Genomic DNA, 22571 nt, shown 5'->3' on the forward strand with positions numbered 1-22571 from the left:
TATTAAAACGCTATTCATTTCGGTGCTTTTAAAATATTGGGATAGGTTGAACTGAATACATGAAGTTTAATATACAATTCTAAGTGAGCTTTTAAGAATTTGTAGCTCGATCTCTGTAAATAATTAATCTATAGCAATTCTTATTTTTAATGTTTTTCCTTGACGGACTTCTAACGTTTCAGTGATAGCCAAAAGTATACCTAATGGCGAGTTTTCAAGGTTTCCAATACTATTATCAATAGCCCAAAACTCAAATGTGTAGTTGAAAATTCCAGAGGATAAGTCAGGGAATTTTAGCTGCTTATCACCATTTCCATAAACTTCTCTTCGCACTGAAATATTGCCAACGAAATCGATACCAACTCTCGCTGAAGAATAGTTCTCTGGTATGGTAAAATTGAACTCTACAGCGCCTGTGTTTTTTGATGTTCCAATGCCACCAACTATATATTCACTATCTAAAATTTTAATGTCATCGTCGTGACAACTCAACAATAATAATGCAATGCCTATAAACCCTATTTTAAAATACTTTAAGAAATTCATAGTACTAGCTGTTTAATAGTATCCTAAGTTACATTCTAAATGTAATAAAAGAATAGTATTAGTAGACTATTATTTACATCTTATCTTTTAAAAGAAGAGTTAAATTTCATTTATAAATAAAAGTAGTGACTGGAGCTCTAGCTTTTTCTTTTTAGAAATTGTTATTGGTTTTAGACGAATACGAATCGATTAAACGCTATTGGTGCTATTGGGATTGCTAGGACATTAAATTGTGGAGGCTTTAAAAACCGAAAACATTTGATCCCTCTATATCCCCAAATCTAAAAATAACAAAGGCCGAATACAAAACATCTATTGCAACTACAATTAATTGTTTCTATGAAAAATTATTACTTTTAAAAGATAGAATGAAGACAAAGACAGGTGAAAAGATTGCATTAGAACGGCATTAATATATAGAGCAGTTTTTAGATCAGTTTTATGCAGAATGGGACGGTGAAAAATAAGGTGAACTCTATTAATTTTCTTTAGCAATTTCTAATGCCGTAATTTTATATGTAACGATAGACATCTCTTTTCCGTAATGGATGATGTCCTCTGCAGTTAAATTGTTTTTAGAATTAACAGTATTTAGGATTTGCTGCTCTTTTATTTTGTAATACTCTAATGTTCTATCTATGTTATCTTTCATTGTTTAGTGTTTTAACTATTTCACCATTTGTTTAAGTTCGCCTCTATATCTTGATGCACTTTTACCCGTAAACTCTTTGAATAATTTATTAAAGTGAGAGAAGTTATTAAATCCGCATTCAAATGCAATATCTGTGATACTCATCTGGCTTTCAGATAATAATTTGGTAGCATGGACGATTCTATATTCGTTAACCAGTTTTGTAAATGTTTTGCCAGTAGATTTTTTAAAATATCTACAGAAGGCAGGAACAGTCATACTTACTTTATCTGCAATTTCATCAAGTGAAATATGATTCTGGAAGTTGTTATTAATATGTTTATAAACGATATTTATTTTGGCACTATCCTGCATTTCGGTTTCGAAAACAAAGCCGTCAGCATTTAAAATTTCATAATCCTTAGCTTTAGATAGTTTATAAAGTATTTTTAAAAGAAGGATAACACGCTCAAAGCCTTCAACTTCATTAAGTTTTTGAATCTTTTTTCCAACACTTCGTTTGGTTTGGGGTTTAAAAAGGATTCCGTTTTTAGATCGCCTAAAAAGCGCATTAATGCTTGTCATTTCGGGAGTATCAAAAAAGTAATTACCTAAGAACTCCGGTTTAAACTGGACTAAGACTTCAGAGCCATGTTGCGTTAATCTATCTGTAAATCCATAATGAGGTAAATTAGATCCAATTAGAATGAGTTGGCTATTATCAAAATAGGATAAATGATTGCCAATATGGCGTTTCCCTTTACCCTTATCTACATAAACAAGTTCTATTTCTGGATGAAAATGCCAAAAAGGAGTAGTGCCAATATCTTGTGAAGTCCCTTTTTTTACAAAAATAGAACTTCCAAATTTGGGGTTAACTTTTTCTAAAGTTGGCTTTCTCGGTTTCATAACTATCGACGATATACAAATTTACAGTATTTAGGGATTAATTTATATTCAAAATTACCAAAAAAGTGTTCTATATTAACATTGTTGTTATTTGATTTAAAATAAAGTGATAATATAGTATATAAATATGCCAAAATGGATGTTTTTAATAGCTACATAGCATTATATCTTTGCAGTATAAATCATTAAAACCCATAAAGTGATGAAACCCATAAAAACAATCTTATTAGTAGTCATATTACTAACAACAGTTATAGGCTACGCAAATGAAAAAGTAATTGATCTATCGTTAAAAGGAATTACCATATTAAAATTTTCTAATGTTAAAAAAGGCCATCAATACAAAATTATTGATGACAAGGGTACTATCCTTTTTACTGAAAAAATCAAACGAAATGGCACATTTGTAAAGCGTTTTGATTTTACCGCCTTAAATAATGGTTCATACATTCTTGAGTTGGACAAGGATTTTGAAATTATTATAACGCCATTTATTATCCAGTCTAATAACGTGGTCTTTTTAGAAAAAAATGAAAAGGTGATTTTTAAGCCAGTGGTAAGGACAGAAAATAATCAATTATTAATTTCACACATGTCCTTAGACGAGCAGCCTTTAAAAATTGAGTTGTATTATAATGGAGAGCGTATTTTTAAAGACCAATTAGTAGGAGATAAGATTTTAAATAAAATCTATAAACTGTCTTCCCAAGAAAAAGGAAGTTACTATTTAAGTATGACTTCAGGAGGGAGATCGTTTATAAAAAGCTTCGAGTTATTGTAGATGTTTAGATTCCATCCCCAAAAAAAAGCACTTTCATTTGAAAGTGCTTTTTTTTTACATTGATATGACTAATTTGTTGTTGTAGAATCTTTATATTTATTCCGTAATTGGGTAATCATTTCTTCAGTCATTTTATCGAGATCATAATTATGAGACCAATTCCAATCGGTTCGTGCTGATGAATCATCAATAGATTTTGGCCAACTATTCGCAATGTTCTGCCTAAAGTCTGGTTTGTACGTGATTTTAAATTCTGGAATATGTTTTTGTATTGCCTCAGAAATATCTTTTGGAGTAAAACTTAGGGCTGCCAAGTTATATGAAGACCTAATTTTAACAGTATTAGATTCTGCTTGCATGATTTTAACTGTGGCATTAATGGCATCCTCCATAAACATCATTGGAAGTTGTGTGTTTTCAGATAGGAAACATTCATAATGTTTATTTAGAACAGCCTTGTGGTATATTTCTACAGCATAATCTGTTGTGCCTCCTCCAGGCATAGTTTTCCAGCTTATAATTCCAGGATAGCGCAAGCTTCGCACATCAACACCATATTTGTCATGGTAATATTCGCACCAGCGTTCACCTACTTGTTTTGTAATCCCATAAACCGTTGTAGGTTCTGCTATTGTATGTTGAGGTGTATTTAAAGCTGGAGTTGTTGGTCCAAAAACAGCAATACTAGAAGGCCAGAATATTTGTTTAATAAATCCGTCTTTGGCAAGATTTAAAACGTGAAAAATAGAATTTATATTTAAGTCCCATGCTTTCATTGGGTATTTTTCTCCGGTAGCACTTAACATGGCTGCCATGAGATAAATAGTATCGATTTCATGTTTGTCAATACAAGTTTTTATTGAGTCATAATCCTGAGCATCAACAATTTCGAAAATACCAGAATTAACTATATGGGTATTATGATATCCAATATCGCTGGCTACAACATTTTCTGGACCATACAGTTCTCTTAACTTATACGTGAGCTCAGATCCTATTTGACCTCCAGCACCAATAACTAAAATTCTAGGCATATTATATTATTTATTCTTACCGTCAAAAATAAAGAGAATAAAAGCAGTAAAAAACTTATATACGTAAAATTATGGCCTCTTTATTTTTTGTTAATTGCATTTAACATATATTGGCTTTGCTTATCTTTACTTCAAATTGAATTTTACTAATTATGCGCATAGTATTACTAGCTTTTCTAAGTTTTTGTTTTTCAATTACAAGTTGTAAAAGTGATAAAGTTTCCGAAGTTATAATTGAAACACAAGAGCAACTAGAGGCAAGAACTATTTCTCAAAAAGATATTGAATCTATACGCTATGACGATTTTGGGTTAAGCCCAGATTCTCAAAAGGCAGCAAATGATTGGCAAAAATTCCAAGAATTAAATACTCAAATAGAGGTATTGAAAAAAGGAGATTTAGCTTATTTTTCTGGTGATCCTTTAATTATCAAAACATTAATGCAAGAACTAAGAACAGAAATACCTAAGACGCTTCAAACCAATGAGATTTCTGCTAGAATTACGGCGTTAGACACAAAAACACAAAAATTAAATAGTCTTCTAAGACTTGCAAATATTAATAAAGAAGAAAAAATAAATGTTATAAAGGAGTTTTTGACTACAATTTCGAACCTTAATCTACAAATAAATAAAAAGTTTGAATTTGAGAATAACGATGTTATTAAACCTGAATAGACAGCTATTTTAACGTATTAGACTCTTAATGTTTTGTTAATATGTAACAAATTAGGCGTTAATGCTTCTAATTATTAATTAATTTTATTCGAACTTAAATTACTAAGCACATTATGAAAACCAATATTAAAAGTATTTTGGTGGTTTCTGTATTAGGCCTTTTTGCATTTTCAGGATGTAAGGAAGACCCTAAAGCGGATACTGCGATGGTTGAGAAAATTCCTGGAATTAACCTCGACAACATGGACACAACGGTGAGTCCAAAAGATGATTTCTATAATTACGTTAATGGGAATTGGGCAAAAACAACAAGCATTCCTGACGATGAGACAAGATGGGGAGGATTTGGAGTATTACGTAAAGACACTAGGCAAGATGTTCTAGGGATTATGAATACTTCAAAAGAGCTTGGAAAGTATGAAGAAGGTACAGATCAAAAAAAGGCACTTCTGATATTTGAAACTGAACTAGATACAGTTGCTAGAAACAAAGCGGGTATCACTCCATTACAACCTTTATTAGATAAGATTGATGGTATTTCAGACCTTAATGATATGCAAACTGTTTATGCAACTACAATTGGTGTTTCAGCTCCTTTTGTTGGAATTGGTGCTAATGCCGATTTAAATAACAGCAGCATGAATGTGGCGTGGGTTTACCCTTCTGGATTAGGATTACAGCGGGATTATTATTTAGATCAAGATACAAAGTCAAAAGAAATAAGAGAGCAGTACAAGGCTCATGTTTCTAGAATGTTACAATTTATCAATTATAGTAAAGAGGATGCAGATGACGCGGCTAAAAAGATTTTAGCAATGGAGACACAGTTAGCTGAGCCTAGACTAGACAAGGTCGCTATGAGAGACGCACGTAATTATAATAATCCAACGTCATTGGAGGACGTACAAAAAATGGCTCCTGCTCTTAATTGGAGTAAAATGATTAAAGATTTAGGGATAACAGCAGAAATGGAAACTCTAAACGTTATGCAGCCAAAGTACATGGCTGCAATGAATGATTTTTTAATATCCACAGCTATTGACGATGTCAAAACTTTGATTGATTGGAGTACGATTAACAGTGCGTCAGGATTTTTAACTACAGAAATTGAAAAAGCAAACTGGGAATTTTACGGTAAAACCCTAAACGGTTCTATAAAAATGCTTCCAGCAGATGAGCGTGCACTTGGGACTGTAGATGGTGCAGTTGGAGAAGCTATTGGTAAATTATATGTAGATGCTAAGTTTCCACCAGAAGCTAAGGCGAAAGCAGAAAAGATGATTGCTAACGTGATTACGGCGTTTCAAAATAGAATCCAGAATTTAGAGTGGATGACTGAGGATACAAAGAAAAAAGCTGTTGAAAAATTAGATAAGTTCACAGTAAAAATAGCCTATCCAGATGAGTGGGAAGATTACTCAAAAATGATGGTGAAAGAAGGTAATACATATGTTGAGAATATGATGGCTGTTGGAAAATGGTCAAGTGATAAAAATTTGTCTGAAATTGGACAACCTGTTGATAAATCAGAATGGGGAATGCCACCACAAATGGTAAATGCTTATTTTAATCCGTTAAACAATGAGATTGTTTTTCCAGCTGCAATTTTACAACCACCGTTTTATAATTATACTGCTGATGAAGCAGTGAATTATGGAGGAATAGGTGCTGTAATTGGTCATGAAATTTCTCATGCTTTTGATGATTCTGGAGCTCGTTTTGATGGCGATGGAAATTTAAAAAACTGGTGGACAGATTTGGATCTTGAAGAGTTTACAAAACGTGGAGATGCTTTAGCAGAACAATACAGTGCGATTGAAGTCATGGATAGTGTTACAATCAACGGTAAGTTTACTTTAGGTGAAAATATTGGAGATCTTGGTGGCGTACTTGGAGCTTATGACGGATTACAACTTTACTACAAAGAAAACGGAAGACCAGAAAATATTGACGGTTTTACGCCAGAGCAACGTTTCTTTATGTCTTGGGCTACGGTTTGGAGAACATTAACTAGAGAAGACGCATTGAGAACACAAATCAAAACAGATCCTCACTCTCCAGGAATTCAAAGAGCAACACAACCGCTTAAAAATATAGATGCATTTTATGAAGCATTTGATATTAAAGAAGGTGATAAAATGTGGTTAGCTCCCGAAGAGCGTGTTAGAATTTGGTAACATATGGCATTGACATAAATTAAAATGCACCCGATTGGGTGCATTTTTTTATTCCGAAGAAAAAACAATACCTATTTAATTTAAAAATGTGTTTACTCCTTCGTTGCTTCTTTTACTTTTCTAGCTTCTAGTGCTTCCATACTTAATTGTGCCACATTAAAATTAGGATCCATAGTCACTGCTTCGTTAAGCAAAGCAATGGCTTGATCTAAATTATCTTTTTGGTTCATATTAAATACAATTAAAGCTTTCATATACGTTAATGCACCTTTAAGAGAGACTTCATAGGGTTGTTGAGATTCGTAATACGCACGTTTCATTTCTGGTTTTACATTAGTCAAACCATAATCTACTTTTGCTTTTGCACTACCAAAATCTTGTAATTGGGTTTTTAAGTCTGCAATTTCATAAGCGACATATGAATTTGCTCGCCTCTTAAACAACTCCTCATAAAATTCTACAGCGAGTTCAGGTTGATTCATCGCTTTTAATGCGATGGCTTTAACTTCTGTATTCATGTCTGAGTCTGATACGTTTTTTTCTATACCAATTGTATTTAATGCTTCAAGATTTCTGCCCTCTGTGACATAAACATAAGCGAGTGTGTCTGATCTTTGTTGGCTTGGCTGGATCACGTTGAGGTGTGTCATTGCGTTAATAACACCTTGAACATCACCTTGATCTTTCATCTCTTTGTAATAAGATTCAAAGTGTTTTAAAAGTTCAGATTTGGTTTGTGCAGTGACATTAAATGTCGTTACAACTGCTAAAAGGAAAATAAGTTTTTTCATTGTTTTTATTAATTAATTGCGCCAAAACTAAAAAATTATCTGGTATTTGTTCTTAAAAATCTGCTAATTATTAAAGTTTTATTTGAAAGTTATAGTTTAAATCGTGTATCAATTTTCGAGAATCTATAATTTTACCTGTACTAATTGAGTCGTTATCAAATTCAGGGATTACTAGTCCTGTCAATTGACATGCCTTTGTATAGAATTCCTTTTTGTTGAGTTTAGTGCTGTTAGACGCATTGAAAACCGCGTTCCAAATATTGTTTTCTATAATTGAAATGATAATTGCAATACAATCATTTCTATGTATTAAATTAACGGGAGCCTCAGGGTTTTTAATATTACTTTTTCCAGAGAGATACGTTGCTGGATGACGTTTTGGGCCATATAAACCGCTAAAACGTAAAATTGTGGTTTTGAATTTTTTGTTTCTTTGAAATAGGGCCTCAACCGCAATTAATTGCTTTGGCGCACTAGCTTTTGAAGTCGGAGAATTTTCGGTAATTACAGGAAAGTTCTCTTCATCCTCATATACGGAAGTAGAACCAATAAACACTACGTTTTCTATGGAAGAATTTTCGATATAATTTACAAAAGACTCCATTTTTTTAACGTAATCACTTTCCGGATTTTTTCTCAAACCGGGTGGGATATTCACAATAAGTATTTGACACTCCTTAAGACAAGATTTGAGGTTTCCGACAATACCTTCCGAAGTAAATTGAATTAAAAATGGAATAATTTGTACCGCTTCCAGTGCTGATAATTTGGCCTTTGAAGTTGTGGATCCATGCACTTCATAGTTGCGTTTTATTAATTTTTTTGCTAATGGGAATCCCAACCAACCACAACCAATGACAGAAATTTTAGGTTTCAATAGTGTTATTTTTTAGTGAATTCAAATTTACGAATTATTGAACGGATTATTGTACTGGTATAATTGGCTAATTTTTAGTAACTTTAAGTTCACGCAAAAAAAACATGGGTTATGGGTATTAAAAGTTTTCAAGGAGCCAGAAGGCAACAGCAAAATACGACAGAGGTTAACGCATTTAGGGTCTGTGACTTTATGTCTCGTGATTTAATTACGTTTAGGCCTGAGCAATCGGTTGAGGAAGTCATTCAATCTCTTTTAAAAAATAAAATTTCTGGAGGACCTGTTGTGAACTCCAATAATGAATTGGTTGGAATAATTTCTGAAGGTGATTGCTTAAAGGACATTAGTGAAAGTCGCTATCATAATATGCCAATGGAGCAACATACTGTTGAAAGTAGAATGGCAAAAAATGTTGAAACTATTGATGGTAATATGAATGTTTTTGATGCAGCCAATAAGTTTCTAGAGTCTAAAATTAGACGTTTTCCTATCGTTGAAAATGGAAAGTTGGTTGGGCAAATTAGTCAGAAAGATATTTTAATAGCTGCTCTAGATTTGAAAGGGCAGAGTTGGAGGTAGAGGTTTTATCTGCGGTTTCTATTAGGTAGCATCTCTGGTAAATCTGTAATAATTAGTTTTTGTTTACCCTCACTTTCTAATGTTGCAATTTTAGAATATGGATATTCTAGAAATGGCTCACTTAGTGATTTCCATTTCGCAATTCCTGCAACTGTGATGCGCTCACCAATTTCTATGATACCTTCTTCGTAGCGCAAGGTTTTATTAAACCCAAAGTACGTTTCAGGTTCTATATTATAGCGTTTTAATAACGCAACAAATCTTGGAGTAGAATCATTAAACGTACCCGAAGATTGGCTTTTATCTGTAACCAAATGACAGATATAATTTCTAGGATAGTCCTTTGGTTGTATAATTACAAAGTCACCATTAGTATCTACAAAGAAGGCTTGAAATTTTTCTTCGGAAACTATGGTTTTCCAATGTGAACTCTTACCGTTACTTACTTTTTTCTGAATTTTCATTTGATAAAACACACACGTTCTGCCAGAATAAGGCGCTATCAAAGGGGCTTCAACATGAAGGGCTTTACCACTTACTTTTGAAAGTTCATTTGTTTTTAAGCTGGAGGTTGATTTTTGATAAGGTTCGAATGATGACTTGTTTCCCATTATAATAATAGATTAAGAATCCAATAATAGCGACTGCACAAACAATGAGAATTACAATAATAGGAGTTATCATAGTTATTATAAACTATAAGTCCTATAAGCGATTAAAATGTTACCGTTTTATCTTTCTCTCTTGACTAGAGCATAGTAATCACCTTCTAGAGGTAAATACCCTTGATCATAAACAAAATAATACACTGTACCAGCTTTGGTCGTATAGATACTAGTGAAGTAATTAAAGTCAAATCCTTTTTCTACTAATCGTGCTCTAGAAATTTTTTTCTTTTGGTCTGGATTGAGCTCTTCGAGAATGCGATAGTTTTTCCGGAGTCGGTTATTAGTGTTTCTAATGAGGTTTTTATTGTCCTTATTAATGTTATTATTGAAAGCGTTTCGGCACCCATCACTGCAGAATTTTTTGTCGATTCTGCCAACTATTTTATCACCACATTCTGGACATTCTTTTTGCATAATTTGATTTGCTTGTTCTTACAAGATATAAATTATTATAACGACTGGGTAATAACAAGTGTATTGACCCTATTTATTTTATCGTAGACCTCTACTTTATAAACTTTTGATTTCAAAAATGCGATCACTTTTTTTAAGTTTTGACTCTTCTCTTTTTCTAAAGACCCATTAAATAAGATAACACCATTGCTAGATTTTGATTTGATAATAGCCTCCCAAAACGAGAGCTCTAAAAATTGTTTTGGGACATCAATATCAATAAATAAATCAATGATAATAAGATCAAATTGTTGCGTGTTTTGATTGATATATTGAAGTGCATCTTGGCAAATTATTTTTAATTTTGAATTGTTTTCTAGTCCAAATTCAGTTTTAGCAATATCAATTATTACAGGATCAATATCTACTGCAGTAACATGTTTTTGGAAGTTGAAATCATCTCGAAGTGTATGGATGACACTTCCACCACCAAGCCCTAAAAGTAATATTGAATTCACCTTTTTAAGATCAATTTTATCTAAACCAAATTTTAAAATTAGTTGTAAAGCACCATAACTATAGTTCGCGTTTTTAGTATTGAGGTGTTTTTTACCGTTTTTGGTTGTGATTTCTAGTGGACCACTAAATGTGGATATTACGGTTTTTGTTATGGGGTATATATAGCTTAGAGGTCTTGTCATTGTTCACAAAGATACGAAATACTAATTCAAAATATAAACAACAACAAACGACAACAAGCATTTACAAACGAATTTAAATAGGTAACTACCGACTAACACTTGCAACCCATCGCATATTTGCACTGTTGAATGATTGCAGTCAAATTTAAGACGATTAGAAATGACTACTTGAGATTCATCACGACGTAAAAAGATTCTGAAATACATTCAGAACAAAGCATTAACTGTTTAACATTAAAATTTAGAACACATGAACACATTAAGAAACAAAGTACAGTTGATTGGAAGATTAGGACAAGATCCAGAAATCATTAATTTTTCCGATGGAAACAAAATGGCAAAATTCTCTTTAGCTACAGATGACAGCTACAAAGACAAAGAAGGTAACAAAGTAGAGCGTGCCTATTGGCATAATATTGTTGTGCGAGGCGGACTTGTAAAAGTTGTAGAAGAATACATTACAAAAGGTAAAGAAATTGCTATAGAAGGCAAATTAACAAACCGCTCTTGGGATGATAAAGAAGGGACGAAGCGTTACACCACAGAAATTATTTGTAACGAATTATTGATGTTGGGTAAATAGGAAATTAAAAATATTCAAAATAAAGGAGGCTTCCATTGTGGAAGCCTTTTTTACATATTGAGTGCTAGTTTAAAACTGTGGAAAATTCTCTTAATTAATTGTAATTACTTTTTCTTCGGAAATAAAACGACCTTCATTAGTAACCCCTTCAATGCACAATTTAATTTGCTTCGTTTTTGTGTCTAGGATTTTTAGATTAATGGCATTCGTTTTATCTAAGGTAATATTTGGAATCCAATCAATTACACCATATTCTCTAAAGAAATTACTATCGTAATTCACGTATTTTGGGGCGTAAAAAGTTTTTGGAGATGTAAAGGTTAATGGAAGGCTCACTTTTTGATTAAACCCTTTACGTGTATCATTTTTGAATCTTAGTCCTGGATTTGTATTGATATGAATAGTACCACCATTTCCAACATTACTTGCATCATATTGTTTAATCGTTTTATCTAAAGCTACGTAGTCTATATCACCCATATTGAAATTTAATAAAACGTCTATATCCATTAATACCTGATTGTTTAAATAAATTTTAGGAATTTCTCGCTTGCCAAAACGAAGAATAGTGAGTTCCATTTTTCCATTTGGCAACATTAATACTATATAACCTTGCTTGTTTAAATAGGTCATCATGTCTATTTCATGAATTCTTTGCTCATCATCAAACATGTCTAATTTACCTGTTGAATAATAAGTTATTAATTTATTAATACGTCTTTTCTCTATGTTGGCTTCAATAAGAACTTCATCGAGTTGTTCAACTGTATTCCATTTAGTATCAAAAACAGTATCCGAACCATTTGCTTCAAAAACAGTATTTTCTTTGAGAGGTAATACGTTAATAAAATTTTTAATATTTGGAACTTTTGATGGAGAGAATTGCAGGTGTAAGCTTGGTTTTTGCATAGTGGTTTTACCAGTAACTTGAGAAAATTCTAATGGATTATTATCTTCTATAAAATAGTTGCTATGGCTAAATGAACTTTCCTTTTCATCGACAATAAAAGCTAAAGCATCATGGTGTTTTGAGGAATGTAAAATAAATCTACCTTTATCGCTATACGTACTGTTTCCTATAAATGAGATGCCAGTTTCAAAGAGATACACTTGTTTTGGAGGCGTATTGAATATGGTATTCCAATCATAACTACTCCAGCCTTGGGTTAATAAGAGATTATCGAGATCATATTCTTTTTTACTGTCGTTATCTATAAAATAATATTTAGCATTTTCGATATTACTTTTAATATAAGGCTGTACAAGTATATGTGATAGTATATTATGATCTGCATTATATGATTTCGTGTCGTTAGGTAGTATAGAAATACTTAAGCGCGCTATGTCCAATGGTTTCATACCACTTAGGGGAACTTGAATTGCTATTGAATCTTGATATTTTTCTACAAAGGCATCTACCGTTTCTAATAACTCAACCTCATTGCGGTTAAAGAAAAGTCGCTCGAGAATAGGTACATTATTTTCATTGAATAGGGTTAATATATTTATACCACTAAATAGATTTTTAAACGCAATAGCTTTAACGAGTGTTGTGCTGTTTTTAAATGTAATTGGGATCGTTTTTGATTGACTTCCATTGTGAATAAACAGTGTGTATGGTTTGTCCTTAATAGTCGGTAAGGTCTCTTTATTGGTTCTAAAAGTTAATGCAATCTTAGAATCTATTTGATTAAGTGTTATATTGACGCCTCTTTTTTCTATTGTATTTAAATCAAAAGTTTGAATTCTATTTCTAAAATCTAATTCTACTGTATATGAGGTTTTGCTTTCGTGAATGAAAAGAAATTTACCAAGGCCTACTTGATTCGTTTTAAAAGTAGATACGACTATATTATTGTCGTTTAAAATCCTACCAGTAATATTTGGTACACCATATCCAAGTGTATCTTTAATAACAACACCAACGGTATTCTCGGTGTCAGCAACTAGGTGACCACCTTCTGGTAAAAACTGGGCATCTAACTTAGAACTTATAATGTTTTTTGAGACATCAGTTGTTGCATTAGGATCTATAATTTTAATATTTTGTGTGTAGAGGTTTTGTTCATCAAAATTCTTCATCCAATTGGTATAGGCTTTAAAGGTATAGTTACCATTGGCAAAGGTGCTATCAACGCTAAACGTACCATAGCCTTTACCGTCTTTAGTCCAAATAAGTTGCTCTTTAATAGTATTGTTATTATCATCTGTAATGACGGTATACACATTAGTTGTTTTTGTAGATGGTTTTTTAGTGTTTTTGTCTAATACATAAATACTAAACCCAATAGTTTCACCTTTGAGATAAAGCGATTTGTTGAGATGTGCAAAAGCAACTTCTCTCGGGAGATTAACGTACTTGTCAAAAGAAGATTCTAAGTCTGTTTTATCTTGACCCATACTAATACTAAAGCATAGCAGATTGAATACATAAATAAATAATTTGGTGGTAATTATTTTTGAGATAGCGTATTTTTTTTTCACGTAGAGGATTTTCAAAAATGATTAACTGCTTTTTTTACAAAAAAAAATATAGCAGCAAAAAACATACCATTTGTTAAATTCTCATAAAACAAAACTGAGTATCAATTCTATATGATTTTAATTGAACGTTATGATTTTTTCTTCGGAAATAAAACTTCCCTGGTTAGCAGTACCCTCAATAAATAATTTTATTTGCTCTATATTTTTATCTGCAATTTTAAAGATGAGATTGCCATTATTATCTAGCTTACCATCTGGAATCCATCCAATAACGCCATATTGATTAAAAAAGGCACTTCGATAGCTTGAGTAAAGTGGGGTATAAAATTTTTTAGGTGATGTAAATGTCAAAGGAATTTTCGCTTCTTGTGAGACATTTTTCGAATAATCACTTTCAAATTGTATATTTGGGTCTGTAAATATTTTGATGACACCAGCAGACCCTCTTAATCCCTCACCGAAGCCCGATTTGTCGACCACTATATAATCTACGTTTCTCATATTAAGATTGAGTAAAACACTAAAATCTGATAGCATCATTTTATCAAGATAAATTAATGGCGTTAAATTGCCAGAAAGTGTATTTCTTCTTTGAGTTGTTATACTTAGGGTTACAGCGCTTTGGGTAACATTAAACCCTTGAACGCCTATGTAAGAGGCAAAATCAATATATCTATTACGTGCATTTTCATCAAAAACGTCAACCCTTCCTGCTGGTTGTCTTCGTTTTATTTGATCAATTTTAGTTCTTGTTTTTTGAGCATTAATAACAACTAAGTCTAATTCTTGGGCATCAGAAATGGAGTTCTTATAAATGGGCTCTTTGATTTTAGAATCATAAATTGATTTTACTTTAAGAGGTAGTATTTTTATGAAATTATCTATTGTGGGTATCGATGACGGTGTAAACTGTAAATAGAGACTGGGTTTTTCAACGTCTTGTTTTTTACCTATAGACCCAAAAATAACTTTTTCGTCATCTACTGGCAGTAGACCTTTAATGGTAAATGATTTCTCCTTTTTTGGTACTTCAATAGTTTGAGTAGAACTATTAATCATGGGGTACATAATGAATTGATTACTCTTAGAGTTATTAATGTTTGCATTTACTGTAATTCCTTTTTCAAAATCAAATTTTACATTGGGTTCATAGTTGAAAATTGAATTCCACTCATAGCTACTCCAGCCTTGAGTTAATAGAAGGTTGTCAAGCTCAAATTTTTTCTTTCTGTCAATTGCTGTAAAGTAATAGCGCGCGTTCTCAATATAGCTCTTTACATAAGGTTGTAAATAAGTATATGATACTATGTTGTGATTAGTATCATAAGACGAGGTGCCCGATGGAAGAACAGAAACACTTAAATTATGAAATTGTGAGGCATCGATGCTGTTAAATGGAACAGAAATCGTAATAGAATCAAAAGATTTAGTCGTGCTAGCTTTTTCAGAATTTAAAATTGAAATCCCATCATAGTTAAAGAACAAGCGTTCCAAAATTGGATTATTATCTTCATCAAAGAGTGTAATAATATTAATACCTGAGTATAAATCACTAATATTAATCAATTTTGTGATTTCTTGTGTGTCTGTAAAACTAAAATCTAATGATTTTATTAAGCTTCCATTATGAATGATAATTCTAAAATTCTTGTCCTTAATGTTTTGTAACGTATTTGCATTTGATCTAAAAGTTAATGCAATCTTACTACCTAGATTATTAAGGCTTAAATTTAATCCTGTTCGTTCTGCAGGTTTAATATTTACTTGAGAGGTCAGCTCATCATAGGTTATTTCTGCAGTATAATCTTTCCCTTCTGATGGAGTAAATATGAATTTCCCAATACCAAATTGGTTCGTTTTAAAAGTAGTAATGAGTTCTCCGTTGGAGTCTTTAATAGTGCCATCAGCTTCTCTTAATCCGTAGCCATTATCATCTTTAATAATAACGCCAACTACATTTTTAATATTTGAAATTAAGTGACCTCCTTCTGGTAAAAACTGAGTATCTAAAACGGGAGCGTCCATTGTTGTGGATACATCATTCTCGTCGTCAGTATTTATAATTTTAATATTTTGTAAATAAAAATTTTGCTCGTCAAAATTTTTCATCCAGTTAGTGTATGCTTTAAAGGTGTAGCTTCCAGAAGCGTAGGTGCTGTCTATTAAAAAACTACCATTTGCCACGCCATTCTCAGCGAGAATAAGAGCTTTATTTAAGACTCTCCCTTTGCTATTGGCAATCGAACAGTAGACGTTTGTGGTGACATCAGAGTGATTTTTACTACTCTTGTCAAAAACATATACACTAAAACCAATAGTTTCTTCTTTTAGATACAATGATTTGTTGAGATGAGCATAAGCAATTTCTCGTGGTAATTTCGCATAATTACTGTAGGAAGCAGATAACTTGTCTTGGTTTTGGCTTTTAGCATTAAAAAATGAAAACACACATAATAAAAGAAGTGTATATTTTATTTGAGAAAATTTGAGGCAATCGTTTTTAATCATTTTTTTTAGTTAATAGTTATAATTTTTTCTTCGGAAATAAAAGCACCGTCATTGGCGGTACCTTCTATAAATAATTTTATTTGTTTGATTTTAGTGTCTAATACTTTGAATCTTATGATGCTCTTATCATTGATTTCACATTTAGGAAACCAATCAATCACACCATAATTTTGATAAAAATCATTTAAATATGTGGAGTATAATGGTGTATAAAACTTTTTTGACTCAGAAAATGTTAAAGGAAATTCTATTTCTTGTCCGGAATCCCAAGACACATTGTACTCACGTGTTCTCAGCATATAATTAGTATATATTTTTATGACACCATTAGCGCCTCTTATACCTTCACCTAAACCAGACTTATCAATAATAACATAATCCATCGTGGACATGTCTATGTCCATTAAAATTCTTTGGTCATTGACCACTAAATCATTTAAGTAAATTAGCGGTTGAGAATTCATTTCAAATGAAGTTTTTCTAGGCAAATCTATTAATAATGATCTGGGATCTCTAAAATCCTGAAAAACACTGAAGCCTTTTGTGCCTATGTAAGATGCAAAGCTCGTGGTATTTTTACGTCTAGAATCATTAAATACATCGACCCTACCTTTATTAAAACGTTTTATTTTTTCAATACGTTTCTCCTCTTTTTTTACTGATAAAAGGACGGTATCTAATGCCTCAATTTTATTCCAAGATTCATCAAGTATGGGTAAGGATGCATCATATTTAAAAGCGTTCTTGTTTTTATACTTCAGCGATGTGTATTTATGTTCTAAACTTGGAATTTCCATAGGTGAAAATTGAACATAAAGATTTGGTTTTAAAACACGATCCTTTTTATCGATAACGCCAATTTTTAGGGGTTCATTTTCTAAAGGTAAAAGTCCTCCAGCAGAGAAATTACGTTCACCGTTTTTTATAGTTAGAGTAATACTGGGCGAATTTTGTAGTGGAGAGAATAAAAATTTGTTGCCTTTTGTATTATTCAAGCTCGCATTTATGGTAATGCCATTTTCAAATTCAAATTGATTGGTAGGTGCAGTATTAAAAATAGTAGTCCAGTCATTACTGCTCCAACCTTGAGTTAATAATAGATTATCTAATTCTGATTTCTTATTATTATCAATATTAGTAAAATAGTATCGCGCATTTTCAATACAACCTTTGACGTATGGTTGTAATAATGTTGATGAGAAAATATTATGATGATGATTATAAGATTTTGTTTCGGCAGGTAAAACCGAAATACTCAAATTATTAAATTGCTTTGTATTAATGCTAGCTGAAGGAATTGTAATTAATAAAGAATCCTTTAATTTCTCAACACTTGGAACTCCTATTACAATAGATTTAATCCCATCATGTTTAAAATATAAACGCTCTAGTACAGGTTTGTTATTTTTATTAAAGAGTGTAATAATGTTAATTCCAGTATTAAAATCTATTAGATTAATTAGAGCCTTAATTTCGGTTTTATCTTTAAATGCAATATCAGACACATTTAATTGACTGCCATTACCAATAGCAAGTTTAAATGATTCGTTTGCGATATTTGGCAATGTGCTTTCGTTAGTTCTAAATACTAAAGCTACTTTATCATTTAAATCTTGAAGACTCATATTAACGCCTTGAGGTTCTCCAATATCAAGTGTGATTGTTGTGGCTTCTTCATCACTAAGTTCAACGGTGTAGACTGTTCTGCTTTTTGGAGTGAATTTAAATTTTGAGATCCCGTGACTATTCGTTTCAAAGTTGGCTACTTCTTCACCATTAGTATTTAAAACGCGACCTTTTAAATAGGGCACACCAAAACCATAATCATCTTTAATAACCACACCAACGGTGTTTTTAGCATTGAGTAATAAATGACCACCTTCTGGCAGAAACTGTGCATCCAAGTCAAAATACTTGTCATCATCAGCATCTATAAATGAATGTTTATCTGGATTAATAACTTTTAAATGCTGCACATAAAAGTTTTGCTCTTCAAAATTGCGCATCCAATTGGTGTAGGCTTTGAAAACGTAGTTTCCAGATTTAAAGAGACTATCAATTTTAAAAATGCCCGATGCAACACCATTTTTGGCTAAAATCATTTTCTTTTTTATAATCTTGCCAGACCTGTTTTGGATGGTACAATACACGTTTTTTGTAAGTAAAGAGGATGTCTTAGTGTACTTATCCAATAGGTAAATTGAGAACCCTAAGCTTTCACCTTTTATTAAAGTAGATTTGTTTAAATGACCATAAGCTATCTCTCTTGGTAGTTCGGAGTAATTTTTATAAGCATCAAAAAGATACTCATCATTTGGTTGTTGCGAATTTGCGATGAAAAAAATGAGACTAAATAATACCAAGATAACATAGTTAGGCTTATGAGGTAGTACATTTTTCATGGCTATATAGTTGATAGTAAGTATAAATTTAGCCTAAAATGTTCTGTTTTCTTACAAGTGAAGTATTAATTTCTCGTTAAAATTTAGTGCTGTTTTCACTAGTATTTAGAAAAACAGATCTTGAGCCAACCTAAACGTATTTGCGTGAGCATCTATAATGATTTTAATATCTGGTGAATAACCTCCACCCATACTACACATTACGGGGATTTTATGATGTTTACAGATCTCTAAAACAAATTGATCTCGTCGTTTGCAACCATCAATAGTCATGCCTAGTTTACCTAGTTTGTCACTTGCAATGACATCAACACCACATAGGTAATAAATGAAATCTGGCTGTTCTTGTTTTATTAACTTTGGAAGTGTCTCATAAAGTAAATTGAGATAGGTCTCATCATTAGTATCATTTTCTAGAGCAATATCTAAATCGCTAATTTCTTTTTTAAAGGGATAATTACCTTTTCCATGCATAGAAAATGTAAATACAGAAGTGTCATATTTAAAAATCTCGGCTGTACCATTACCTTGATGTACATCTAAATCTACAATTAAGATTTTATCAGCTAATTTGTTTTGCTGAAGATATCGCGCTCCTATAGCTTGATCATTAAGTAAACAAAACGCTTCACCACGATTAGTATAGGCGTGGTGTGTGCCTCCTGCAATATTCATGGCGATACCATATTCTAAGGCATATTTGCTAGCTTTTATCGTACCATCTGCAATAATAACTTCACGTTGTACTAGAATATCACTTAAAGGAAATCCTATTTTTCGAGCAGCTCTTTGATCTAAAGTGAGTTGCTTTAAATCCTGAAAGTATTCCTCAGTATGTACTCTCAGTATATGTTTGTCATCTGGAATTCCTGGTTCAAAGAAATTGTCTTTTGTACAGGTGCCTTCATATAGCAATTGCTCTGGTAGCAATTCATATTTGAGCATTGGGAAACGATGGCCTTCTGGAAGCGGATGTTGGTAGATCGTATGGAAGGCTATTTTGAGCATTTACTTTGTTTGTAATTTCAACTGAATACGTTTTCTAGCAACATCTACCTCTAAAACCTTCACAATGATTTGTTGATGTAAATGCACATGCTCATTGACATCTTTCACAAAACTATCTGATAAATTTGAAACATGAATCAAACCACTTTCTTTAATGCCAACATCTACAAAGCATCCAAAAGCAGTAATATTATTGACGATACCAGGTAATAATTGACCTTCTCTTAAGTCGGTTATGGTTTTAATAGTTTGATTAAACGTAAATACTTTTGCCTGTGCTCTAATATCTAAACCCGGTTTTTCTAGCTCTTTAATAATATCTTCTAAGGTTAACAATCCAATAGTAGATGTAACATAGTTTTTTAAATTGATCTTTTGAAGAATGTCTTTATTTCCTATTAATTCGGAAATTGATACACTCGCATCTTGCGCCATTTGTTGAATAATAGGGTAGCTTTCAGGATGTACAGCAGAATCATCTAACGGGTTTTTACCGCCTTTAATTCTTAAAAACCCAGCACCTTGCTCAAAAGCTTTATCGCCTAGTCTAGGTACTTTTTTAATGTCTTTTCTCGAAGTGAACGAACCATTTTCACTTCTGTAGCTAACGATTTTTTCTGCTAATTTTGGTCCAATTCCTGAGACGTAACTTAATAAACTATGACTGGCAGTATTAATGTTTACGCCAACCGAATTCACGCAATTTTCTACAACAACATCTAATTCTTTATTGAGTTTATTTTGATCTACATCATGTTGGTATTGACCAACACCAATAGATTTAGCATCAATTTTAACCAACTCTGCCAAAGGGTCTTGTAAACGTCGTCCAATCGAAACAGAACCTCTTACTGTCACATCATAATTAGGAAACTCATCGCGTGCAATTTTTGAAGCCGAATAAATACTTGCTCCAGCTTCGCTCACTACGAATACTTGAACGTCTGTATTAAATCTTATTTTTCTAACTAAAGCTTCTGTTTCTCTTGATGCGGTTCCGTTTCCAATGGCGATGGCCTCTATTTTATGAGCTTCAGTTAAAAAACTTATTTTCTTCATAGCACCAATCTGATCATTTTTTGGCGCATGTGGATATATGGTTTCGTTGTGTTTTAAATCGCCTTTTTCATCTAAACACACCAATTTGCATCCTGATCGAAAGCCAGGATCTATTGCTAAAACACGTTTTTCACCTAGAGGAGAACCAAGTAATAATTGCTTTAAATTTTTAGCGAAAATTGAAATCGCAGCGTCATCTGCTTTGTCTTTTGCCTTTTGAAGCGCTTCGTTACTTAAAGAAGGAAATAATAAACGTTTATAAGCATCAGAAATAGCAAGTTCAATTTGACCTGAACAGTCGTTTTGATTTGTAATGATTTTATGCTCAATTCGCTGTAGAGCATGATCATTGTCAATCTCAATTTTCACACGAATGAACCCTTCTTTTTCTGCTCTTAAGATAGCAAGTAATCTGTGTGACGGAATGCGACTTAATGCTTCTTCCCATTCAAAATAATCTCTAAATTTTTGAGCATTATCATCGTCCTTTTTTGATTTTATCACTTTGGTCGAAATCATGGCGTGACGTTCTAGTTGGGACCTAAGATTTGATCTTATATCTGATCGTTCGTTAATCCACTCAGCAATAATATGTCTTGCGCCTTCTAAAGCATCTTCCGAAGAAGAAATCGCACCTTTTACATAACGTTGCGCAGTAGATTCTAGGTCACTATTATTTTGTGACATAATAACCTTCGCGAGAGGTTCCAATCCGTTTTGGCGCGCAGTTTCTGCTTTTGTTTTTCTGCTTTTTTTATAAGGCAGGTATAAGTCTTCAAGTGTTGCGCTGTCTTGACAAGCGTTTACTTTGGCTTTTAATTCTGATGTTAATACCTCTTGATCTTCTAAGGCTTTTAAAATGGTAGTTTTGCGTTTTTCTAAAGCCTCAAATTGCGCTTTGTATTTCACAATATCTCCAACTTGAACTTCGTCTAAATTTCCTGTGGCTTCTTTTCTGTATCTCGAAATAAAAGGAATTGTACAGTCTTGATTTAGTAGATTAACTGTATTTTTTACTGAAGATTCTAGTAATCCTGTCTGAGAGATTATGAATTTTAATACGTGCATTATTGTTTTTGAAATAGTGTATAAATATAAGGGCGTTCACTTCCAAAGGGATTTATAAAGGTGTAATTAAAATTATCTATGAGTTTAAAAGCATTACCTAATTGTTGTTGTAACATCTCAACATTATAGCGTTTCAAATCTAATCCACAGCATTTTTCTGCACCATTAAGTGCAAAAACAGCAATAAGAACAAAACCGTTTTTTGCAACAATTTTTTTAATGAGATTGAAATATGCATTTTGCTGGTCTTCTTTTAAAAAGAAATGAAGTACAGCTCTATCAATCCATAAATCCACATTTTTAAGATGTTGTAATTCCGAGGGGTTAATTAAATCGTCTGGAATACAATTTAAGTTATAATTATGTGATTTTTTAACGCGATCTTTTAGCTTTTGCAAAGCTAACTCACTTAAATCATTTGCTATAAGATTAGTGTAACCGTTATCTAAAAGGATATCAATTAATGTTGTGGTTCCAACACCTACATTTAGTAGTGTAGCATCTTTGGCTAAATTAGTTTTAGCAATAAGATTAAGGGTTTGAGTTGGGTCTTCTTCAAACCAGCCTAATTGGTTGTCGGCCTTATTATAGGCAGTATCCCAATGTGTTTTTAAATTGTTAGAATCATTCATTTAATAACCAATATGTTTCTCAGTTTCTATATTTAAAACTAACAGAAAATAAAACTCGTCTTC

The 22571-nt window shown here is 32.3% G+C and carries 20 protein-coding genes and 1 pseudogene; 6 read left to right on the plus strand and 15 right to left on the minus strand.

The genetic code is table 11. The annotated features are described in order from the left end of the window. Positions 1-123: 123 nt before the first annotated feature. Entirely contained in the window at positions 124-546 is a 423-nt protein-coding gene (locus H593_RS0101070; protein ID WP_028870706.1) for a hypothetical protein, read from the minus strand. A gap of 177 nt (positions 547-723) precedes the next feature. Here H593_RS0101070 and H593_RS21160 point away from each other — a divergent pair. Then, positions 724-959, plus strand: a pseudogene (locus H593_RS21160) (HD domain-containing protein); the annotation flags it as partial. A gap of 65 nt (positions 960-1024) precedes the next feature. Here the strand turns inward: H593_RS21160 and H593_RS20955 are convergent. Continuing rightward, entirely contained in the window at positions 1025-1198 is a 174-nt protein-coding gene (locus H593_RS20955) for a hypothetical protein (protein WP_169338340.1), read from the minus strand. Positions 1199-1213: 15 nt separating this feature from the next. After that, the gene (locus H593_RS0101080) at positions 1214-2086 is read right to left on the minus strand and encodes an AraC family transcriptional regulator (protein WP_028870707.1); all 873 of its coding nucleotides are present in this window, start codon (positions 2084-2086) and stop codon (positions 1214-1216) included. A gap of 202 nt (positions 2087-2288) precedes the next feature. Between H593_RS0101080 and H593_RS0101085 the strand changes: the two genes are divergently transcribed. Further along, complete coding sequence (locus H593_RS0101085) at positions 2289-2867, plus strand: hypothetical protein (protein WP_028870708.1); 579 nt, start codon at positions 2289-2291, stop codon at positions 2865-2867. A gap of 68 nt (positions 2868-2935) precedes the next feature. On the opposite strand, the gene H593_RS0101090 is transcribed toward H593_RS0101085, so the two are convergent. Next, positions 2936-3901 (minus strand): NAD-dependent epimerase/dehydratase family protein, encoded by a 966-nt coding sequence (locus tag H593_RS0101090; RefSeq protein WP_028870709.1) that lies wholly within the window; start codon positions 3899-3901, stop codon positions 2936-2938. 152 nt (positions 3902-4053) lie between these two features. Here H593_RS0101090 and H593_RS0101095 point away from each other — a divergent pair, with 152 nt between their 5' ends. Both H593_RS0101095 and H593_RS0101100 read left to right on the plus strand, forming a co-directional pair. Beyond that, positions 4054-4578: a hypothetical protein gene (locus tag H593_RS0101095; protein ID WP_028870710.1), complete on the plus strand. Its 525-nt coding sequence runs from the start codon at positions 4054-4056 to the stop codon at positions 4576-4578. 113 nt (positions 4579-4691) lie between these two features. Further along, positions 4692-6755 carry a M13 family metallopeptidase gene (locus tag H593_RS0101100; RefSeq protein WP_028870711.1) on the plus strand — a complete coding sequence of 688 codons (2064 nt, stop codon included), beginning with the start codon at positions 4692-4694 and terminating at the stop codon, positions 6753-6755. 92 nt (positions 6756-6847) lie between these two features. Here the strand turns inward: H593_RS0101100 and H593_RS0101105 are convergent, their stop codons facing one another. Together H593_RS0101105 and H593_RS0101110 are read right to left on the minus strand one after the other, a co-directional pair. Next, positions 6848-7546 (minus strand): hypothetical protein, encoded by a 699-nt coding sequence (locus H593_RS0101105; protein ID WP_028870712.1) that lies wholly within the window; start codon positions 7544-7546, stop codon positions 6848-6850. 70 nt (positions 7547-7616) lie between these two features. Beyond that, a complete protein-coding gene (locus H593_RS0101110; RefSeq protein WP_037051130.1) occupies positions 7617-8423 on the minus strand; it encodes an NAD-dependent epimerase/dehydratase family protein in 807 nt (268 codons plus the stop codon). Between the two features lie 111 nt (positions 8424-8534). On the opposite strand from H593_RS0101110, the gene H593_RS0101115 reads away from it, so the two are divergent. Then, positions 8535-9002, plus strand: a complete 468-nt coding sequence (locus H593_RS0101115; RefSeq protein WP_028870714.1) for a CBS domain-containing protein — start codon at positions 8535-8537, stop codon at positions 9000-9002. 5 nt (positions 9003-9007) lie between these two features. Here H593_RS0101115 and H593_RS0101120 read toward each other — a convergent pair whose 3' ends face one another. The 3 genes from H593_RS0101120 to H593_RS0101130 all read right to left on the minus strand — a co-directional run bounded on the left by H593_RS0101120 (position 9008) and on the right by H593_RS0101130 (position 10764). Further along, complete coding sequence (locus H593_RS0101120) at positions 9008-9613, minus strand: DUF4898 domain-containing protein (protein ID WP_028870715.1); 606 nt, start codon at positions 9611-9613, stop codon at positions 9008-9010. A 120-nt stretch (positions 9614-9733) separates the two neighbouring features. Then, the gene (locus H593_RS0101125) at positions 9734-10084 is read right to left on the minus strand and encodes a hypothetical protein (protein WP_028870716.1); all 351 of its coding nucleotides are present in this window, start codon (positions 10082-10084) and stop codon (positions 9734-9736) included. 35 nt (positions 10085-10119) lie between these two features. Continuing rightward, the gene (locus H593_RS0101130) at positions 10120-10764 is read right to left on the minus strand and encodes a fused MFS/spermidine synthase (protein WP_028870717.1); all 645 of its coding nucleotides are present in this window, start codon (positions 10762-10764) and stop codon (positions 10120-10122) included. A gap of 250 nt (positions 10765-11014) precedes the next feature. On the opposite strand from H593_RS0101130, the gene H593_RS0101135 reads away from it, so the two are divergent. Next, a complete protein-coding gene (locus H593_RS0101135) occupies positions 11015-11347 on the plus strand; it encodes a single-stranded DNA-binding protein (RefSeq protein ID WP_028870718.1) in 333 nt (110 codons plus the stop codon). Positions 11348-11437: 90 nt separating this feature from the next. Here H593_RS0101135 and H593_RS0101140 read toward each other — a convergent pair whose 3' ends face one another. The 6 genes from H593_RS0101140 to H593_RS0101165 form a co-directional block, all read right to left on the minus strand. After that, on the minus strand, positions 11438-13831 hold the full coding sequence (locus H593_RS0101140) for a hypothetical protein (protein WP_157588745.1): 2394 nt from the start codon (positions 13829-13831) through the stop codon (positions 11438-11440). Positions 13832-13948: 117 nt separating this feature from the next. Further along, positions 13949-16339 (minus strand): hypothetical protein, encoded by a 2391-nt coding sequence (locus tag H593_RS0101145; RefSeq protein WP_028870720.1) that lies wholly within the window; start codon positions 16337-16339, stop codon positions 13949-13951. Positions 16340-16344: 5 nt separating this feature from the next. Continuing rightward, entirely contained in the window at positions 16345-18741 is a 2397-nt protein-coding gene (locus H593_RS0101150; protein WP_028870721.1) for a hypothetical protein, read from the minus strand. A 105-nt stretch (positions 18742-18846) separates the two neighbouring features. Further along, positions 18847-19749 (minus strand): histone deacetylase family protein, encoded by a 903-nt coding sequence (locus H593_RS0101155; protein WP_028870722.1) that lies wholly within the window; start codon positions 19747-19749, stop codon positions 18847-18849. After that, positions 19750-21876 carry a Tex family protein gene (locus H593_RS0101160; RefSeq protein ID WP_028870723.1) on the minus strand — a complete coding sequence of 709 codons (2127 nt, stop codon included), beginning with the start codon at positions 21874-21876 and terminating at the stop codon, positions 19750-19752. Then, positions 21876-22508, minus strand: coding sequence for a methyltransferase domain-containing protein (locus H593_RS0101165; RefSeq protein ID WP_028870724.1), 633 nt, complete (start codon positions 22506-22508; stop codon positions 21876-21878). The genes H593_RS0101160 and H593_RS0101165 overlap by 1 nt, the downstream gene beginning before the upstream one ends. Positions 22509-22571 lie beyond the last annotated feature (63 nt).

Source organism: Psychroserpens burtonensis DSM 12212 (assembly GCF_000425305.1).
Lineage (GTDB): Bacteria > Bacteroidota > Bacteroidia > Flavobacteriales > Flavobacteriaceae > Psychroserpens > Psychroserpens burtonensis.

What these genes read in the sequence shown, in the direction of transcription:
- H593_RS0101070 (WP_028870706.1), bottom strand. Translation starts at nt 546, where the DNA reads ATGAATTTCTTAAAGTATTTTAAAATAGGGTTTATAGGCATTGCATTA.
- H593_RS20955 (WP_169338340.1), bottom strand. Translation starts at nt 1,198, where the DNA reads ATGAAAGATAACATAGATAGAACATTAGAGTATTACAAAATAAAAGAG.
- H593_RS0101080 (WP_028870707.1), bottom strand. Translation starts at nt 2,086, where the DNA reads ATGAAACCGAGAAAGCCAACTTTAGAAAAAGTTAACCCCAAATTTGGA.
- H593_RS0101085 (WP_028870708.1), top strand. Translation starts at nt 2,289, where the DNA reads ATGAAACCCATAAAAACAATCTTATTAGTAGTCATATTACTAACAACA.
- H593_RS0101090 (WP_028870709.1), bottom strand. Translation starts at nt 3,901, where the DNA reads ATGCCTAGAATTTTAGTTATTGGTGCTGGAGGTCAAATAGGATCTGAG.
- H593_RS0101095 (WP_028870710.1), top strand. Translation starts at nt 4,054, where the DNA reads ATGCGCATAGTATTACTAGCTTTTCTAAGTTTTTGTTTTTCAATTACA.
- H593_RS0101100 (WP_028870711.1), top strand. Translation starts at nt 4,692, where the DNA reads ATGAAAACCAATATTAAAAGTATTTTGGTGGTTTCTGTATTAGGCCTT.
- H593_RS0101105 (WP_028870712.1), bottom strand. Translation starts at nt 7,546, where the DNA reads ATGAAAAAACTTATTTTCCTTTTAGCAGTTGTAACGACATTTAATGTC.
- H593_RS0101115 (WP_028870714.1), top strand. Translation starts at nt 8,535, where the DNA reads ATGGGTATTAAAAGTTTTCAAGGAGCCAGAAGGCAACAGCAAAATACG.
- H593_RS0101120 (WP_028870715.1), bottom strand. Translation starts at nt 9,613, where the DNA reads ATGGGAAACAAGTCATCATTCGAACCTTATCAAAAATCAACCTCCAGC.
- H593_RS0101125 (WP_028870716.1), bottom strand. Translation starts at nt 10,084, where the DNA reads ATGCAAAAAGAATGTCCAGAATGTGGTGATAAAATAGTTGGCAGAATC.
- H593_RS0101130 (WP_028870717.1), bottom strand. Translation starts at nt 10,764, where the DNA reads ATGACAAGACCTCTAAGCTATATATACCCCATAACAAAAACCGTAATA.
- H593_RS0101135 (WP_028870718.1), top strand. Translation starts at nt 11,015, where the DNA reads ATGAACACATTAAGAAACAAAGTACAGTTGATTGGAAGATTAGGACAA.
- H593_RS0101145 (WP_028870720.1), bottom strand. Translation starts at nt 16,339, where the DNA reads ATGATTAAAAACGATTGCCTCAAATTTTCTCAAATAAAATATACACTT.
- H593_RS0101150 (WP_028870721.1), bottom strand. Translation starts at nt 18,741, where the DNA reads ATGAAAAATGTACTACCTCATAAGCCTAACTATGTTATCTTGGTATTA.
- H593_RS0101155 (WP_028870722.1), bottom strand. Translation starts at nt 19,749, where the DNA reads ATGCTCAAAATAGCCTTCCATACGATCTACCAACATCCGCTTCCAGAA.
- H593_RS0101160 (WP_028870723.1), bottom strand. Translation starts at nt 21,876, where the DNA reads ATGCACGTATTAAAATTCATAATCTCTCAGACAGGATTACTAGAATCT.
- H593_RS0101165 (WP_028870724.1), bottom strand. Translation starts at nt 22,508, where the DNA reads ATGAATGATTCTAACAATTTAAAAACACATTGGGATACTGCCTATAAT.